This window comes from Streptomyces sp. CLV115, from assembly GCF_038448545.1.
GTDB classification, from domain to species: domain Bacteria; phylum Actinomycetota; class Actinomycetes; order Streptomycetales; family Streptomycetaceae; genus Streptomyces; species Streptomyces sanglieri.
In genome coordinates, this window is the sequence record NZ_JBCEWQ010000180.1 from 1 (window position 1) to 16,387 (window position 16,387).

12 protein-coding genes are annotated in these 16,387 nt (G+C 70.0%); 3 read left to right on the plus strand and 9 right to left on the minus strand.

What is annotated here, in order from left to right; all coding sequences use genetic code 11:
- The first annotated feature begins 6 nt into the window (after nt 1-6).
- Nucleotides 7-1,659, plus strand: coding sequence for an amidohydrolase (locus tag AADR41_RS36350; RefSeq protein WP_342286273.1), 1,653 nt, complete (start codon nt 7-9; stop codon nt 1,657-1,659).
- Between the two features lie 137 nt (nt 1,660-1,796).
- Here AADR41_RS36350 and AADR41_RS36355 read toward each other — a convergent pair whose 3' ends face one another.
- From AADR41_RS36355 to AADR41_RS36375, 5 genes are all read right to left on the minus strand, one after another.
- Complete coding sequence (locus tag AADR41_RS36355) at nt 1,797-3,869, minus strand: discoidin domain-containing protein (RefSeq protein WP_342286263.1); 2,073 nt, start codon at nt 3,867-3,869, stop codon at nt 1,797-1,799.
- A 42-nt stretch (nt 3,870-3,911) separates the two neighbouring features.
- Nucleotides 3,912-4,778: a carbohydrate ABC transporter permease gene (locus AADR41_RS36360; RefSeq protein WP_124720240.1), complete on the minus strand. Its 867-nt coding sequence runs from the start codon at nt 4,776-4,778 to the stop codon at nt 3,912-3,914.
- Complete coding sequence (locus AADR41_RS36365) at nt 4,775-5,734, minus strand: carbohydrate ABC transporter permease (protein ID WP_342286265.1); 960 nt, start codon at nt 5,732-5,734, stop codon at nt 4,775-4,777. Before AADR41_RS36365 ends, AADR41_RS36360 begins: the two co-directional genes overlap by 4 nt.
- 4 nt (nt 5,735-5,738) lie before the next feature.
- Nucleotides 5,739-7,001, minus strand: a complete 1,263-nt coding sequence (locus AADR41_RS36370; protein WP_342286266.1) for an ABC transporter substrate-binding protein — start codon at nt 6,999-7,001, stop codon at nt 5,739-5,741.
- Between the two features lie 69 nt (nt 7,002-7,070).
- The gene (locus tag AADR41_RS36375; RefSeq protein WP_342286267.1) at nt 7,071-8,321 is read right to left on the minus strand and encodes a Gfo/Idh/MocA family protein; all 1,251 of its coding nucleotides are present in this window, start codon (nt 8,319-8,321) and stop codon (nt 7,071-7,073) included.
- Between the two features lie 79 nt (nt 8,322-8,400).
- Here AADR41_RS36375 and AADR41_RS36380 point away from each other — a divergent pair, with 79 nt between their 5' ends.
- The gene (locus AADR41_RS36380; protein ID WP_342286268.1) at nt 8,401-9,552 is read left to right on the plus strand and encodes an ROK family transcriptional regulator; all 1,152 of its coding nucleotides are present in this window, start codon (nt 8,401-8,403) and stop codon (nt 9,550-9,552) included.
- A 148-nt stretch (nt 9,553-9,700) separates the two neighbouring features.
- Here AADR41_RS36380 and AADR41_RS36385 read toward each other — a convergent pair whose 3' ends face one another.
- The 3 genes from AADR41_RS36385 to AADR41_RS36395 all read right to left on the minus strand — a co-directional run bounded on the left by AADR41_RS36385 (nt 9,701) and on the right by AADR41_RS36395 (nt 13,441).
- Complete coding sequence (locus tag AADR41_RS36385; RefSeq protein WP_342286269.1) at nt 9,701-11,194, minus strand: amidase; 1,494 nt, start codon at nt 11,192-11,194, stop codon at nt 9,701-9,703.
- A gap of 429 nt (nt 11,195-11,623) precedes the next feature.
- Entirely contained in the window at nt 11,624-12,280 is a 657-nt protein-coding gene (locus AADR41_RS36390) for a class I SAM-dependent methyltransferase (RefSeq protein WP_342286270.1), read from the minus strand.
- A gap of 222 nt (nt 12,281-12,502) precedes the next feature.
- A complete protein-coding gene (locus AADR41_RS36395; RefSeq protein ID WP_342286271.1) occupies nt 12,503-13,441 on the minus strand; it encodes an RNA polymerase sigma-70 factor in 939 nt (312 codons plus the stop codon).
- A 174-nt stretch (nt 13,442-13,615) separates the two neighbouring features.
- Between AADR41_RS36395 and AADR41_RS36400 the strand changes: the two genes are divergently transcribed.
- Nucleotides 13,616-14,101 (plus strand): carboxymuconolactone decarboxylase family protein, encoded by a 486-nt coding sequence (locus AADR41_RS36400; protein ID WP_342286272.1) that lies wholly within the window; start codon nt 13,616-13,618, stop codon nt 14,099-14,101.
- 147 nt (nt 14,102-14,248) lie between these two features.
- Here the strand turns inward: AADR41_RS36400 and AADR41_RS36405 are convergent, their stop codons facing one another.
- Nucleotides 14,249-15,694 carry a glyceraldehyde-3-phosphate dehydrogenase gene (locus AADR41_RS36405; protein WP_124720231.1) on the minus strand — a complete coding sequence of 482 codons (1,446 nt, stop codon included), beginning with the start codon at nt 15,692-15,694 and terminating at the stop codon, nt 14,249-14,251.
- Nucleotides 15,695-16,387: the final 693 nt, after the last annotated feature.

Sequence of the window (16,387 nt, forward strand, 5' to 3'; positions counted from 1 at the left end):
CCTCACATGGCCTGCCCCGCCCGCCCCGCCCACCTCGTCCTGCGCAACGCCCGCATCCACACCGTCGACCCGGCGCTCCCCGAGGCACAGGCCATGGCCGTGGTCGACGGCCGCATCGCCTGGCTCGGCCCGGACGAGGAGGCGCGCGGGTGGACGGGCCCCGACACCCACGTGCTCGATGCCGGGGGCAAGCTGGTTCTCCCGGGCTTCGTCGACGCCCACAACCATGTCCGGCTCGGCTCGGACGACGCCTGCGTCCAGCTCTCCGGCGCCACCACCCTCGACGAGGTCCACGCCCGCATCCGTGCCTGGCACACCGCCCACCCCGACGCCCGGTGGATCGAGGCGGAGGCCTTCGACTACTCGGCGATCCCGGACGGCCGGATGCCCACCGCCGCCGACCTCGACCCGGCCACCGGCGACGTGCCGGCCTTCGTGCTCAGCTACGACGTGCACACCGCCTGGGTCAACACCGCGGGCCTGCGCGCTCTCGGCATCGACCGCGACCACACCCGGCTGCCGTTCGGTGCGGCCGTCACCGACCCGGTCACCGGCGAACCCACCGGATTCATCAAGGACTTCGCGGTCAAGGGCCTGTCCCGCGACGGACACCGCGCCCTCCAGCGGCTGGGTCTCCCGTGGGCCGGCGCGGACCGGCAGTACGGGCGGCTGGCCAAGTCGCTGGACGATGCCATCCGCTTCGGCATCACCACGGTGGTCGAGCCCCAGAATTCGCTCGACGACCTCCGGCTCTTCGACCGGGCCCGTGCCGAGGGCCGGCTCAAGTCCCGGATCGTCGCCGCCCTCTTCCACCCGCGTGGCACCACGGACGCCGACCTCGACGACTTCGCCACCGCCGCCCACCGATACGACGACGACCGGATCCGGGTCGGGCCGCTCAAGCTCTACATCGACGACGTGGTGGAGCCGCGGACGGCGGCCCTGCTGGAGCCCTACGCGGGCTGCGGCCGGCACCGGGGCGACACGTTCTACCCGCCCGAGGAGTTCGCCGAACTGCTGACAAAGCTGGACGCCCGTGGCTTCCAGTGCTTCGTCCACGCGACCGGCGACCGGGGCATCCGTACCGTGCTGGACGCCGTCGAGCGGGCCCGCACGGTCAACGGGGAGCGGGACGCCCGCCACCAGGTGGTCCACGTCGAGTGCCTGGACCCCGCCGACACCCCGCGGTTCGCCGCCCTCGGCGTGGTCGCGTGCATGCAGCCCCGGCACTGCGCGCCGGAGGTCGCCGGACCAGGCAAGGACTGGGCGGAGAACATCGGGGCCGAGCGCTGGCACAAGGCGTGGCCGATGCGCAGCCTGCACAACGCCGGGGCCGTGCTCGCCCTCTCCAGTGACTGGAACGTGGCCGAGATGGACCCGATGGTCGGCATCCACACCGCGGTCACCCGTCGCCCGCTGGGCGGTGGTGAGCCGTGGATGCCGCAGGAGACCATCAGTGTGGAGACCGCGGTCCACGGTTACACGATGGGTTCGGCGTACGCCAACTTCCTCGATCACGAACGGGGTTCGCTGACCGTCGGCAAGGCCGCAGACTTCGTGGTCCTCTCCCGCGACATCCTGCGCGCCGCACCCCAGGACATCCCCGGCACCGTGGCGGAGACCGTCGTGGTCGCAGGTGTGGTCGAGCACACCGCGTGAACGGACCCGACGGCCTCCCGGAGCACCACGCGTCCGCGTGACAGGGAGGCCGTCGGGCCGTCAGGGAGCTCGCCGTTCATGGTGCGGGGTGGGGCGGCCCGCGCGACGGTCAGGTGCCGCACGGGCCGCCCCACCGGTCAGGCGGCCTGGATCTCGTAGAGCGCGAAGTTGCCCCACTGGAGATGGGCGTCACGGACCGTCAGCCGCAGTCGCTCGGTCGTGACCCGCCGGGGCAGGGTGATCGTGCGCTGCTCGACGGTCGATGTGTTGCCCGACCAGGCCAGTTGCTGCCCGGCGACCTGGGTCACCCAGGCCGAGCCGTTCCAGGTCTGCACGTCGAGCTGCTTGATGCCCTGGCCGGTGGCGAAGGCGGTGTGCAGGGTGACGGTGCCGACGCTGGTGGGCTGCCGGAAGTCCACGTCGACGGTGCCTGGGAAGGCCACTGCGGAGGACACACTGCTCCACGCGGTCGAGGTGTCGCCGTCGACCATCCGGTAGGGGTGGCTGTTGCCGAGCGTGGCGTACGAGGTGGTCACGACCGGCCGCACCGGAGCCCCGGTGAACTGGTGGAAGCCCCGGTCGGGAGCGGTGGCCGGGACCGCGTTGCCGAAGTAGTCCTCGACGTCCTGCGTCACCGTCGCGCCGCGCGCCCTCGCGGGCGAGTCGGCCTGGAGCTTGTAGCCCGCCGGGTCGGTGCCGATGGAGACCAGCTTCGGGTCCGCCTTGATCGCGTTGATGTCGCCGGACGGGGCGACGGGCGTGGTGGTGCCCCAGTAGAGGTTGGAGTCGTAGACGGTGTTGTTGGCGGTGTCGTAGCCGGCGGTGGTCCGGTTGTAGAAGATGTTGTTGCGGATGTCGATGCCGCTCGCGTTGTTGTAGATGTGCACGATCTTGCCGAGCGGATAGTCACCGGCACCGGTGTACGGCGGGTGCACGGTGACGACCCGGCCGCTCGCGTAGACGGTGTTGTTGTAGATCGAGGTGCCCGACGTCTCGGTGGAGAGGCTGAAGACCTCGAAGCCGTCGTCCTTGCTCAGGTTGTACCGGACCACGGTGTCCTTGGTCGGCGCTCCCTTGAAGGAGACGGTGATGAAGAATCCGCCGTCGTTGTCGTGGCTGTAGTTGTACTGGACGACGCTGTGGTTGTTGTCGGCGTCCGCGTCGAAGCCGTGACCGTCGGTGCCCGGCCCGTTGAAGCCGGAGCCCGACACCTCGTTGCGCTGCACGAGCAGGTCGTCGTTGCCCTGCCACCAGATGCCGACGTTCCCGCCCTTGGTGTTGAGCCGGCCGGTGGCGGCCTTGTGGACGCGGTTGCCCTCGACGACGGCGCCCTTGGTGTGCATGGGCGTGATGCCACCGGCCGTCACGTCGTGGACGTAGTTGTCACGGATCTTGACGCCGGTGCTGGGCGTCCAGGTGACGACCTCGCTGTCGGGGATGCCGGTCTCCACCGGGTACAGGCTCGTCATGCCGTTGCGCCGGGACCAGGTGGACCAGGTGATGATCCCGTACGAACGGATCTTGCTGACCTCGTTCTTCTCCAGCACCAGGTTGTCGAAGAACGTGGGGGTCGTGTTGCCGCGGATGGAGACCAGCAGCCCCGCCGAGCTGACCGTGCTGCCGCCCGGCCCGTCCACGTCATGGATGTTCAGGTTGCGCAGGGTGATGTTGGACAGCTTGCCCGCGTCCTTGGCGAACAGGTTCACACCGGAGCGGGGGGTGGTGCTGTCGCTCCAGTTGGTCACCTCCAGCCCGTCGAGCGTGAAGTCGTGGACATTGTTGAGCTTGACCGCGACATCGGTCGTGCCCGCGCCCTCGATCAGTGGCCTGGCCCCACTGCCGTACGAGCCGACGAACGCGGGACTGCCGACGGTGCCCGCCCCCTGGATGTCGAGCCGGCCCTTCCACCGCTGACCGGCCTTGAACAGCAGCCGGTCACCGGGGCCCAGCGTCAACTGGCTCGCCTTGGCGAGCGACTTCCAGGCCGCCGCCTGGTTCTTGCCCGACCGGGCGTCGTTGCCTGCTTCGGCGTCCACGTAGTACGTGGTGCCCGCCGCACGCGGGTGGGGCTTCGCCGGGGCCGCCGCCTGCGCGGGCCCCGCCGCCACCGCCGAGAGCGGCAGGGCGAGGGCCGTCAGGAGCGCCCCTATGAGGTGCCTCCGTGGAGTGGATGAGGTGCCTGGGGTACGTGAGGTACGCAAAATACGCAACGCTCGGTCCTTCCGGGTGGATTGCCGGTCTCTGTATGCGCGTTACTTACCGATCCCCGCAGTCATGCCCTCGACGATGCGGCGGCCCAGCCAGAGGTAGAGCACGATCATGGGATAGACCAGGATCACGATTCCGGCGAACAGGGCGCCCCAGTCGGAGCTGTACTGCATGGAGCCATAGAGGCTGAGAAGTGCCGCGGGCAGCGTGCGCTCCTCAGGCGTGGGGGTGATCAACAGGGCGAGCAGGGTCTCGTTCCACAGGCCGATGACGTTGAGGATCAGCACCGTCATCACGCCCGGCTTGGCCACCGGAAGCACGACCTGGACGAAGGCGCGCAGCGGACCCGCACCGTCCAGCTCGGCCGCCTCCTCGATCTCGTGGGGCAGCGAGCGCATGTAGCCGGTCAGTACGAACACGGCGAACGGCAGCGACAGCACCACCTGGAAGACCAGGAGCGTGATCCGGTTGTCCCACCAGCCGGTCACCCAGTCGATCATGAACGTGGAGACGGACAGCTTGATCACGATGATGGGGATCACGATCGTCTGCACCGGGATGCTCAGACCCATCGCGAAGTACCCGGTGAGCCGTCCGGCGGCGCGCCGGTCGGAGCGGGCCAGGACATACGCGGCGGGCGCCGACAACGCCACGATCAGCAGCGAGCCGACCACCGTCAGAACGGTGCTGTTGAGGGCGGCGGCGGAGAAGCCGGCGGCCTTCCACGCCGCGGAGTAGTTGCCCCACTCGATGGTGTCCGGCAGCGCGAACGGCGAGAGCCAGACCTGCCCCGAGTCCTTGAGCGACTGGAGGCCGACCCAGGCCACCAGCGCGAGGTTGAAGACGACCCAGGCCCAGAGCGCGACGGTGGTCGCGCGCGGCACCAGAATGTCGCCGAACAGGCGCCTCATGACAGCTCCACACGTTCGCGGCGGGTGACACGCCGGGTCAGTACGATGAGGATCGTCGTCACGATCAGGATGACGACGCCCATGGCGGCACCCGAACCCAGCTCGGGCACACCACCGCCGGCCACCGAGGCGTACTGCTGCACCGCCACGGTGCGTGCCTGGATCGGCGGGCTGGCCGGTGTGCCGGCCGTGGTGAAGGCGATCACGATCTCGAACACCTTCAGGCTGTTGACCACCCACAACACGGCCGAAACCGCGAACACGTCCCAGGTCAGCGGCAGTGTGATGTGCCGGAACTGCTCCCACTTCGTGGCGCCGATCAGCTTGGCGTCCTCGTAGAGGTAGGGCGGGATGGAGTCGGCGGCCGACATCATCAGCGCCACGTAGAAGCCCGTGCTCGACCACACCAGCCCGGCGACGATGCACTTGAACACCATGTCCGGGCCCAGCCACGGCTGTGCCTCGATGCCGACCCAGCCCAGGATCGTGTTGACCGCGCCGTCGGGATTGAGCAGGAAGCCGATGGCAACGCCGACCGCGATCACCGAGATGATCATCGGCAGGAAGATCACGGACCGGATGAAGGCCCGGCCCTTGACCTGCCGCAGCACCATCATGGACAGGAAGGTGAAGGCGAAGACGAGGGCCCCGCCGCCGAAGGCCAGCACGAAGGTGTTGACGAAGGCGGTACGGAAGGCCTCGCTGCGGGCCAGGTCGATGTAGTTGCCGAGGCCGTGCCACGTCATCGGGGAGCCGGGCCCCGCCCACTTGTTGAAGCTGACCCAGAAGCCGAAGAGCGACGGCAGGACGAAGAGCGCGGAGTAGGCGATCAGCGCGGGGAGCAGGAAGGGCCAGAAGGCCCGCTCGCGCGCCGGCCGTACCCGTTTGTCCTTGCCCGCCTTGCCCGCGGCGGGCGGTGCCACTGCCGCGGGCGGGGTGAGTGTTGCCGTCCCCATGGGATCAGCCCTTGCTGGCGAGGTAGTCTGCGGCCTTCTTCTTGCCCGTCTTCACGAAGGTCGCGGCGTCGATCTTGCCGGAGAGCAACTGGTCGTCCAGGGGCAGGAAGACGTTGTTCCACCAGTTCTTGTCCGCGGCCATGTCGTCGTAGGTGCGGTGGGTGAACTTCGCCTCGGCGACGTCCTTCTGCACACCCGCCAGGTAGCCGGGCGCGGGGACGTCCGGGCGCGCGGGGATGTTGTGCGCGTCGCTGGAGATCTTCCCCTCGTACTTCTTCTGCAGCGCGAAGGCGAGGAACTCCTTGGCCGCCTCGATGTTGTGGCCCTTGGCGTTGACGCCCCAGCCGAGCGTGCCGACCTCCACCGAGTTCTTGCCGCCGGCCGGCAGCTGGAACGAGGCGACCTCGGTTCCCTCGGCCAGCTTCGAACCGGTCTCGGCGGCCAGCCAGGTGCCGTTCAGGTTCAGGTCGTACTTGCCCTGTGCCCAGGCATCCTGTGCGGCCGGGTACTTGGTGGCCATGAAGTCCTTCTGGAAGTAGCCGCCGTCGGCAAGCTCCTCCACCTTCTTCGCGGCCGCGAGCACCGCCGGCCCGTCCCAGGCGGCCGGGTCCTTGCCCAGAGCGCTGAGGCTGCCGGCGCCCTCGGAACGGACCAGGGCCGAGTAGAACCAGTACGCGTTGTAGAAGTTGACCGTGCCGTCCTGGCCCAGCGGGGTGCGGCCGTCCTTCTTCGCCTCGTCGAGATAGGCGATGAACTCCTTCCACGTCCTGGGGGCGAGCCCCGCGTGCTTGGACGCGTCGTACCAGACCGCGGTGGAGATCACGGTGTGCGCCACGAACCGCACATGGTCCTTGTCGGTCGACGCCTGTACCACCGATTCCGGCAGCACGTCCCGCACCTTCTTGCCCTCGCCCGGCACCTTCATGTCCAGGACGTCGTCCAGCGGCGCGGCGAGGTTCTGGGCGACGAAGGCGCCGACGCTGTCGGTGGAGGTGTCGAACAGGTCCGGGCCCTGGCCCGCGTTCATCTCGGTGGGGAGGGTGTCGGTGCCCTTGCGGCCCACGAACTTCAGGTCGACCTTGGTGCCGGTCGCCTTGGTGAAGTCGTCGGCTATCGACTTGATGAGCTTGCCCTGCGGCTCGTCGGCACCCCACGAGGAGGTGTAGACGAGCTCCTTCTCCGAGGCGGCGGAGCCGTTCTTCTTGCCGCAGGCGCCTACGCTCAGCGCGAGAGCTCCGACGGTGAGCATGACTGTCAACTTACGCACGGGGGTGTGCCTTTCGTGAGGGAGACCGGTGAGCGCGGGAGTCCGCGGGCGTGGCGCGACGGCCGGGGGTCAGCGCGGCAGGAGGGATACGACGGTGCCGGTGCGGCGAGCCTGCTCGGCCGCCCAGACGACCCGGTGCGTGGCCAGGCTCTCCGCACCGTCGGTGAGTACCAGGGAGGGATCGTTCTTGCCGATGGCATCGACGAAGGCGTCGAACAGAGCCGCGTCACCGCCGCCGTGCCCGGTGGCGGCCGTGGGATCGCCGTTCGCACCGGTGTCGATGACGGTGACCTCGTCGGTCACGAAGTCGTGCACGCGCAGGACGACTCCGTCCCCGTCGATGGAGCCGCGGGTGCCGAAGATCCGGGTCTTGCGGTGCTCCAGCGCCGCGAACGCGGTGACCGTGCAGGTGGCGGAGGTACCGTCGGCGAACTCCATGGTCACGACCTGGGTGTCGACCACATCGTTGTCACAGGTGTACGCGCACCGGCCGTACGGGCCCTCGCGCAGCGCCGCGAGCACCCCTTCCTCCGTGTGGTCGGCCGTGACCGCGGACAGCGGCCAGAACTCCTTGTCCGCGTCACCCAGGCAGTCGAGGTAGATGCGCTTGGCCGAGTACGGGCAGGTGGACTCCACCGGGCACTCCACGCAGCGATCCGCCGCACCCTCGGGCCGGCTCTCCGCCCGGAAGTGCACCAGATTGCCGAACGAGGACACCCGCTCCGGCAGCGCGCCCTTGACATGGGCGATCCAGTCGAGGTCGTGGCAGGCCTTGGTCATCAGCATCGGCCCCGACCCCTCCTCGCTGCGCCAGTTGCCCCTTACGAACGAGTGGGCCTGATGCCACCAGCCGACCTGCTCCAGGTGCTGGATGTTCATCACCTCGCCGATCCGGCCCTCGGCGATGAGCTCCCTGAGCCTGATCGTGTAGGGCGTGTAGCGCATGACGTGGCAGACGGCCAGCAGCACGTCGTTGCGGTCGGCGGCCGCGGCGATGGCGGCGGCCTCCTCCTCGCTCTGCGCCATCGGCTTCTCCAGGAGCAGGTGGTAGCCGAGATCGGCCGCCCGCACCGCGGGTTCCGTATGCATGCTGTCCTGCGTCGAGACCACCACCGCGTCGGCCAGCCGGTCCCTGGCGAGCAGATCCCGCCAGTCGGCGAAGACGTTCTCGGCCGGTACGTCGTGCGCGGCGGCCATGTTGCGCCGGCGCTCGGGATCGGGCTCGGCCACGGCCACCACACGCGCCATGCCGCTCTCCAGAGCACGCCGCGCGTAGCTCATGCCACGCAGCCCCGCGCCGATGATGGCGAGAGTGACCACAAATACCCCCTCGGACTTGCGACTTACTAATGCAACCTGTTTTTATTTCTCATGTACAGATCCTGTCAAGGGAGTGACGGTGACAATTTCCGGAGGCGACACCTCGCGGCTGCGGCGCATCAATCTGGTCACGACGCTTCGCGCCCTGCGCGGCCAGGGCCCTCTCAGCCTCACCGAGGTCACCAGACGCACGGGTCTGTCCCGCCCGACCGTGGAGAGCCTGACCGAGGAGTTGCTCGGCTCGGGATGGCTGAAGGAACTGCCACCGCAGCCGGGCCACATGGGCCGCCCCGCAAGGCTGTTCAGTTTCCACGCGACCGGCGACTACGTGCTCGGCATCGACATCGGCTCGTACAGCATCCGGGCGGCCGTGGCCGACCTCGACGGCACCGTCGTGGCATCCCGCACGGAGCGGGTGAGCGCGGACGCCGGGCGTGCCGTGCGCCTGGAAGCCGTGCGCGCGACGGCCGTCAAGGCACTGGGGTCGGCGGAGGTCGGCTCCGCCCAGCTCGCCACCGTCTGCGTCGGCACCACCGGCGTGGTCAGCCACGACGGCCGGGTCAAACGCTGCGTGGGCCTGCCGGAATGGGACGGTCTGGACCTCGCGGGCGAGCTGGGCGCCGACTTCGACTGCCCGGTCCTGGTGGAGAACGACTGCAATCTCGCCGCGCTCACGGAGGGCTGGATCGGCGAGGCCCAGGGCGTCGACGACGTGGCCTTCGTGCTGTCCGGGGTGCGTACCGGCGCCGGCCTGCTGATCGGCGGCCGGGTGCACCGGGGGCGCGGGGGCGCGGCCGGCGAGATCGGCGCCCTGCCCCTGCTGGGCTGGCACCGGGCCACCTCGCATCTGACCGGCTATCCGAAGATGCCGGCGGACATCCTGCCCCAGGAGGCCGCCGAGTACGTCTTCGCCCAGGCCCGCACCGGCGAACCGGCCGCCCGCTGGGCCGTGGAGCAGTACGCCCACGATCTGGCCGAGGGCATCGCCGCCCTGGTCCTGGCCCTGGACCCGGAGCTCGTCGTGATCGGCGGCGGGGTGTCGCGCTCCGGTGACGTACTGCTGGAGCCGCTGCGGCGGCACCTCGACCCGCTGTGCCTGGAGCCCCCGGCACTGGCGGTCTCCACCCTCTCCGACCAGGCCGTGGTGCTGGGCGCGGTCCGGCTGGCCCTCGACCATGTGGACGCCAGGCTGTACGACGTCGACACGATGCTGCCCGAACCGTCGTCCTGAGGCTCCGCCCCCGGGCAGGGCGTCCCCGAGCTCTTAACAAAAGACTCTGTATATGTGGGACGGGCGTCCTCGGGGGCGGGCGGCGGGCCCGGCGGCGGAGACCGGCAGGAATGCCCCCGCTGCCTCCCGCCGCCCCACGGCCGGTCGCTCAGAGCACGGGTTCGAGGTGTGCCCAGGGCCGTTCGGTCTCGATCCGGGCGGCGAGGGCCAGCAGCATCCCCTCACCGCCCAGCGGGCCCACGAACTGGACACCGAGGGGCAGGCCGTCGGGGGTGCGGTACGTGGGGACGCTCATCGCGGGTCGGCCGGTGATGTTGGCCAACTGGGTGTACGGGGTCGCCGCGAGGTTGGCGATCACCGCGCTCTCCCACGCCCTGGTCCCGGCCAGGGTGCCCAGCAGCCCCAGCCGCATCAGGACCCGGGCCACCGCACGCACCGGCTTGGGCGTGTCCAGCTCGCCGATCCGGACGGCGGGCCGGGCCAGGGTCGGGGTGAGGAGCAGATCGTAGCGGCGGTGGAAGGCGGCGAGCTGCCGGCTGTACGTGTTCCACCGTTCGTGGGCGGCGTAGTAGGCGGGAGCCTTCAGGGCGCGTCCGGCGGCGGCCAGCAGATGGGTGTCGAGCTCGAACGAATCCGGTCCGGCACCGGTCGCCCGGCGGATCTCGTCCACGGTGTGCGCTAGTTGGGTGGTCCACATCGCCAGGAAATCGAAGGCGAGCCGGCGTTGGTCGATCTCCGGCTCGGCCGGCTCGACGTCGTGGCCGAGCCGGCGGAGCAGCTCCGCGGCATCGTCGACCGCGGCGACCGCCTGCGGGTCGACCTCGGTGTCGATGGGGGAGCGGGTGGCGAAGCCGATCCGCAATTTCCGGGGCCGGCGCGCGAGTTCGGCGTACGGCAGCTCGGGGCGTGCGTGCAGGAACGGTCCGCCCGGATCCGCCCGCGCGGTCAGCACGTCCAGCATGGCCGCGCTGTCGCGGACGCTGCGCGAGACGACACCGTCGGTGGCGGCGCCGTGGAGGTGCTCGGCGACGGTCGGACCGGCCGGGACGAGTCCGCGCCCCGGCTTCAGGCCGAACAGGCCGCAGCACGCGGCCGGAATGCGTATCGATCCGCCGCCGTCGTTGGCACCGGCCACCGGCACGATGCCCGCCGCCACGGCCGCCGCCGACCCTCCGGACGAACCGCCGGGTGTGCGGCCGAGGTCCCAGGGGTTGCGGGTGGGCCCGTTCGCCTCCGGCTCGGTGACACCCTTCGCGCCGAACTCCGGTGTGTTGGTCTTGCCGAAGATCACCAGTCCGGCGCCCAGCCAGCGGTCGACCACCTCGCTGTGCCGCTCGACGGGACGGTGCCGAAGAGCCCGGCTTCCGCTGCCGGTCGGCAGCCCGGCGTAGTCCTGCGACAGATCCTTGATCAGGAACGGAACTCCGGCGAACGGCCCGCTGAGCGACTCCTTCGCCCGCGCCCGGGCGATCTCGTGCATCGGCCGCACGATCGCGTTGAGTCTGCCGTTCACGGTCTGCGCGCGGGAGATGGCCGCATCGAGCAGCTCATCGGGTGAGACTTCGCCCCGGGCGACCGACTCGGCCAGGCCCACCGCGTCATGGGCTCTGTACTCGCTGTACCGCATCATCAGGATCTCCATGCCTTTCGCCGTCGGCGCCCGCTGCGGGGCGTGTGGTCGTCGCACCGCCGCCGTCGGTGCGACAGGAGTGTGTTGTGTGGTCTCCGGCCGGGCTGTTCCTACCTTTCACCCCGTGCCACGTGACGTGCGGACGCTCTCACAGTGCGCCCTCGGCGTCACCCCTGATGCGGGCGTGCAGGTGCTGGTCGTGCCATCCGTCAGCTCCAGGCCGTTGGGCAGGTCGAGTACCGGTTGGCCGTCCCGTGCCGTCCGGCCTGCGGGAACGACGGGGGACACCGGCGTACTGGAGGTCATCCGGGCATCGTGCCACAGGCCCTCCCGGGCGCTATGTCCGGTGGGTGCCACAACTCCGGGGCAGATGTGCCGGATCGGTGCCGCCGGGGCTTCGGCAGGCTTCCTCGGCCGGACCGTGCGTGGCGCGCCGACTGCTCAGCGCTGGTGCCAGACGAGTGTGTAGCGCCAGAACAGCCGTCGGCGCAGTCGTACGCCGGGCAGCGCGAGGCGGGCGTCGCGCACGATGTCCGCGAAGGTCATGGTCGCCGGTCGGGTCGGGGCGGTCATCGATGCGGGGCGTGGTGACCTGCGGCCCTTGTTCTTGATCAACGCCATGGCGACATTCGACGGAATGGCGACGGCGTCGATCAGCCGGTCACTCCCCGATCGCGGGCGGTAGAGACCTACGACGACCAGGGTTCCGCCGGGCGCCAGGTGTTGCCGGAAGCGCGTGAGGGCGTCGCTGAACGGCAGGTGATGGATGGTGGCGACGCAGGTGATGACGTCGTAGGGGCCGGGGGACATTTCCTTCAGTGCGTCTGCGACGGTGAACGTCACCGGGGCCGCCGGGGCCGTGAGCTCCCGTGCGCGGGCGACGATGGTGGGGTCCACGTCGATGCCGCGTACCGCTCCGGCACGTGCGGCCAGGAGCCGGGCGAGTTCACCGCTGCCGGACCCGACGTCCAGGGCGCTGCCGAAGCGTCTCGGGAGCCGGCGCAGGATCTGCCGGTGGTAGTGGGCGTTGTGGTCCCAGGGGTGGGCGGCATGGAACCTCTCAAGTGCTCGAAGGACGCGGGGCAGCAGTGTGATCATGGCGTGAGTAGACCAGAGGCCGGCCGTCCGCGATGCCGCCTTCGGGCAACTCCGGGCGACGGGGACGACGCTCTGGCTGCCTGCCCGGTCCAGGACCTCGGGCAGGCGGTGTCCGACGCCCGGGCCCTGGAGGTCCTCGCATCCAGGGCCCGGGCGCAGGCTCGCCGCCGACGGCCGGCTGGTCCCGGTCCGCGTGGCACGGCCAGGACGGCCGACCCGCGATCAGCGGCGCAGAGAGGTCTCCCGCTCCATGTGCGACAGCTTCTCGGGGTTGCGCACGGCGTAGACCGCGGAGACCAGGCCGTCGGTGACGCGCAGCGTCATGACGGTGTCGACCGCGCCGTCGAGCCGGACGATCAGCGCCGGCTGGGCGTTGACCTGCGCGGGCAGCAGCGAGACGTCGGGAGTCCTGCCCAGCCCGGTGGCCAGCAGCCGGGCCACCTTGTCGGCCCCCACGACGGGACGCAGGACGGCCTGCTTGATTCCGCCGCCGTCGCCGAGCAGGACGACGTCCGGCGCGAGGATGTCGAGCAGGCCCTGCAGATCGCCCGTCTCGGTCGCCCGCCGGAACGCATCGAGCGCGTCCCGGGTCTCGGCCGGGGAAACGACCCCACGCGGCCGTCGCGCGGCGACGTGGGCCCTTGCCCGGTGGGCGATCTGGCGGACCGCCGCCGGGCTCTTGCCGACGGCCCCGGCGATCTCGTCGTACTCGACGTCGAACACCTCGCGCAGCACGAACACCGCCCGCTCGGCCGGCGTGAGGGTCTCCAGCACGAGCAGCATCGCCGTCGAGACGCTGTCCGCGAGCTCGACGTCCTCGGCCACGTCGGGCGCGGTGAGCAGCGGTTCGGGCAGCCAGGAGCCGACGTAGGACTCCTTGCGGCGGCCGAGCGTACGCAGTCGGCTCAGCGCCTGGCGCGTGGTGATCCGGACCAGGAACGCGCGCTGATTCTGCACCGTGCCGAGGTCGACCCCCGCCCACCGCAGCCAGGTCTCCTGCAGCACGTCCTCCGCGTCGGCGGCCGATCCGAGCATCTCGTAGGCGACGGTGAACAGCAGACTGCGGTGGGCGATGAACGCCCCGGTGGCGGGATCCGCGGGCACGCCGTCCGTGACCGGCCGGGCCGTGTCCCCTGTCCGCTCGCTGTGTTCGCTCTTCACCGGCTGCTCCTGCCTCTTCGCCCTCGACGGTGCCACGCGCACAAGACGCCGGCCCGCACCGTTCTGTGACACCTGAGAGCAGTGGCACACGTCACACGTCGGGGCCTGTCACAACGGGCGGGGCGGCGGCGTCTCGTGTTCGTCGAGTGCAACACCACGAGTGAGGACGAAGCCATGGACGCCCGATTCAACCTGTTCGAGAACGAGATCGCCGCCAAGTTCGCCAAGCGGTTCGCCAACGCCGGCCTGGTGATCCAGCAGTCGTCGCTCCCGCATTCCACCCAGGAGCTGGTGTCGCTGCGCGCCAGCCAGATCAACGGCTGCGGCTGGTGCATCGACTTGCACACCAAGGAGGCCGCGGCGGCCGGGGAGACCGCGGTCCGGCTCAACCTGGTCGCGGCCTGGCGCGAGTCCACCGTGTACACCGAGGCCGAGCGGGCCGCGCTGGCGCTCGCCGAGGAGGGCACCCGGCTCGCGGACGCCCAGGAAGGCGTGTCCGACGAGACCTGGGCCGAGGTGCGCAAGCACTACGACGACGACCAGGTCGCCGCGTTGGTCGTCCTGGTCGCCCTGATCAACGCGGCCAACCGGCTCGCCGTGATCGTGCACCAGAAGGGCGGTTCCTACGAGGCCGGCATGTTCGCCGCCTCGTTCGGCTGACCGGCGGACGGCGGCAGGGAAGGAGCCTGCCCGCCGGGGTGCCCCGGCAGCGCGAAGGGCGCCCGATGAGCAGCTGCTCATCGGGCGCCCTTTCACAGCGCGAGCGGGACCGTGGTCCCCGCGGGACCTGGCCGTGATCCGTCGGGATCAGACCGCCGGGGCCGGGTAGGTCGGGTACTCCACGCCGGAGACGTGCTGCACGACCCGGATGACCTGGCACGAGTAGCCGAACTCGTTGTCGTACCAGAGGTAGAGGATCGCGTTGTCGCCGTCGACCTTGGTGGCGCCGGCGTCGACGATCGAGGCGTGGCGCGAGCCCATGAAGTCGCTCGACACGGCGTCGGGTGCGGTGGTGAAGTCGATCTGGCGCTTGAGCGGCGAGGTCAGCGACACATTGCGGAGGTAGTCGAGGACCTCGTCGCGGTTGGTCTCGCGCCCGAGTCGCAGGCTGAGGATCGCGATCGAGACGTCCGGCACCGGAACCCGGATCGAGCTGCCGGTGATCGGCGCCTTGAGCTCGGGCAGCGCCTTGGCGACGGCGGACGCGGCACCGGTCTCGGTGATGACCATGTTCAGCGGCGCGGAACGGCCCCGGCGGTCGGCCTTGTGGTAGTTGTCCAGCAGGTTCTGGTCGTTGGTGAACGAGTGGACGGTCTCCACGTGGCCACGCAGGACGCCGTACTCGTCCGCCATCGCCTTCAGCGGCGGCACGATCGCGTTGGTGGTGCAGGACGCGCAGGACAGGATCTGCTCGTCCGGCTTGATCGTGTCGTGGTTGACGCCGTGCACGATGTTGGGGACGTCGCCCTTGCCCGGCGCGGTCAGGACGACCTTGTCGATACCGGGGCGCAGGTGCTTCGACAGGCCCTCGCGGTCGCGCCACTTGCCCGTGTTGTCGATGAGGATGGCGTCCTTGATGCCGTACGCCGTGTAGTCGACCTCGGACGGATCGTTGGCGTAGATCACCTTGATCTCGTTGCCGTTGGCGACGATGGTGCTCTTCGCCTCGTCGACGGTGATCGTGCCCTGGAACTGACCGTGGATCGAGTCGCGGCGCAGCAGCGAGGCACGCTTGACGATGTCCTGGTCACCGCCCTGGCGGACGACGATGGCACGGAGGCGCAGCCCGTTGCCGGAGCCGGCCTTCTCGATCAGCAGACGGGCGACGAGACGGCCGATGCGGCCGAATCCGTACAGGACGACGTCGCGTCCGTCACCGCGCTCGATCTTGTTGGCACCCGTGGCACCGGCGACGGCCTCGGCGGTGAACTCCTCGACCGGGAGACCGCGGTCGTCGGCCGCGTAGGTGGCGGCGAGCATGCCGATGTCGATCTGCGAAGGGCCGAGGTCGAGTGTGGTGAGGGCCTGGAGGAACGGCAGCGTGTCGGTGACCGAGAGTTCCTCACCGGCGATCTGGCGGGCGAATCGGTGGGTCTTCAGGATGCTGACCACCGACTTGTTCACCAAGGAGCGGCTGTGGAGCAGAACCGTTACGTCCCGCTCCCGGTGCAGTTTCCCGATGACCGGGATCATCGACTCCGCGATCTCCTCGCGGTTCTTCCAGCTGGTGAACGAGTCGTCATTGACAGTCACAGGTTTATCTTTCGAGCTAGGCGGCGCTCATATGGTAACCCCTCGCTACTTTGATCATTCAAACGGGCCGCCGGGCGGGGGCGGTCGGGCTGTTCTGTGTACGGTGCCGGCCCGGACGCCGGGGTCTCGTCGGCCGCGATCCCGGGTGTAGAGGGAGATGGCCGTGCCCGGGTCGACGAACGTGATCTACCGGCAGGCCATGGTGAGCGACAGCCCCCCGGGTGCAGGCGGGTGGTGACGGGGTGAGGTTGCCGGGCCCCGCGTGGGCGACCTGATGGTTGTCGTGTCGGTGTGCGTCGATGCGTTTCCCGGGGGCCGTCGCCTGCGTGCGGGTGGGTGCCTCGGGGCGAGTGATGGATGTCCGGCATGCGCGTGGAAGCCGGCGGACCGATGCCCGCCGTGGCCCTCGAAATGGCGCTGTGGATGTGATGCCACCCATAGGGGCCACGTCACATCCTAGGCCGGGTAGTAGGAGCGGGGCCCGCCCGAACTGCACGGAAAGTACCCAGAACGGTTCATTTCGGACATTGCTCCGTATTGGGGTAGTACGTCACATCATTGACCCCCGTCCCGGCCCCCGCTAACCATGGATCCCGTCGCCGGACAACGCGACCGGCCCGGACGGACACCCGCCGGACCACCAGGGGCCCCCGCCCCGCACGCCGCCCCGACGGCACACCCCCACACCACAGG

Excerpts from the sequence above, each read along its gene's own strand:
- AADR41_RS36365 (WP_342286265.1), bottom strand. The coding sequence starts at position 5,734 with ATGGGGACGGCAACACTCACCCCGCCCGCGGCAGTGGCACCGCCCGCC.
- AADR41_RS36400 (WP_342286272.1), top strand. The coding sequence starts at position 13,616 with ATGGACGCCCGATTCAACCTGTTCGAGAACGAGATCGCCGCCAAGTTC.
- AADR41_RS36390 (WP_342286270.1), bottom strand. The coding sequence starts at position 12,280 with ATGATCACACTGCTGCCCCGCGTCCTTCGAGCACTTGAGAGGTTCCAT.
- AADR41_RS36350 (WP_342286273.1), top strand. The coding sequence starts at position 7 with ATGGCCTGCCCCGCCCGCCCCGCCCACCTCGTCCTGCGCAACGCCCGC.
- AADR41_RS36385 (WP_342286269.1), bottom strand. The coding sequence starts at position 11,194 with ATGGAGATCCTGATGATGCGGTACAGCGAGTACAGAGCCCATGACGCG.
- AADR41_RS36360 (WP_124720240.1), bottom strand. The coding sequence starts at position 4,778 with ATGAGGCGCCTGTTCGGCGACATTCTGGTGCCGCGCGCGACCACCGTC.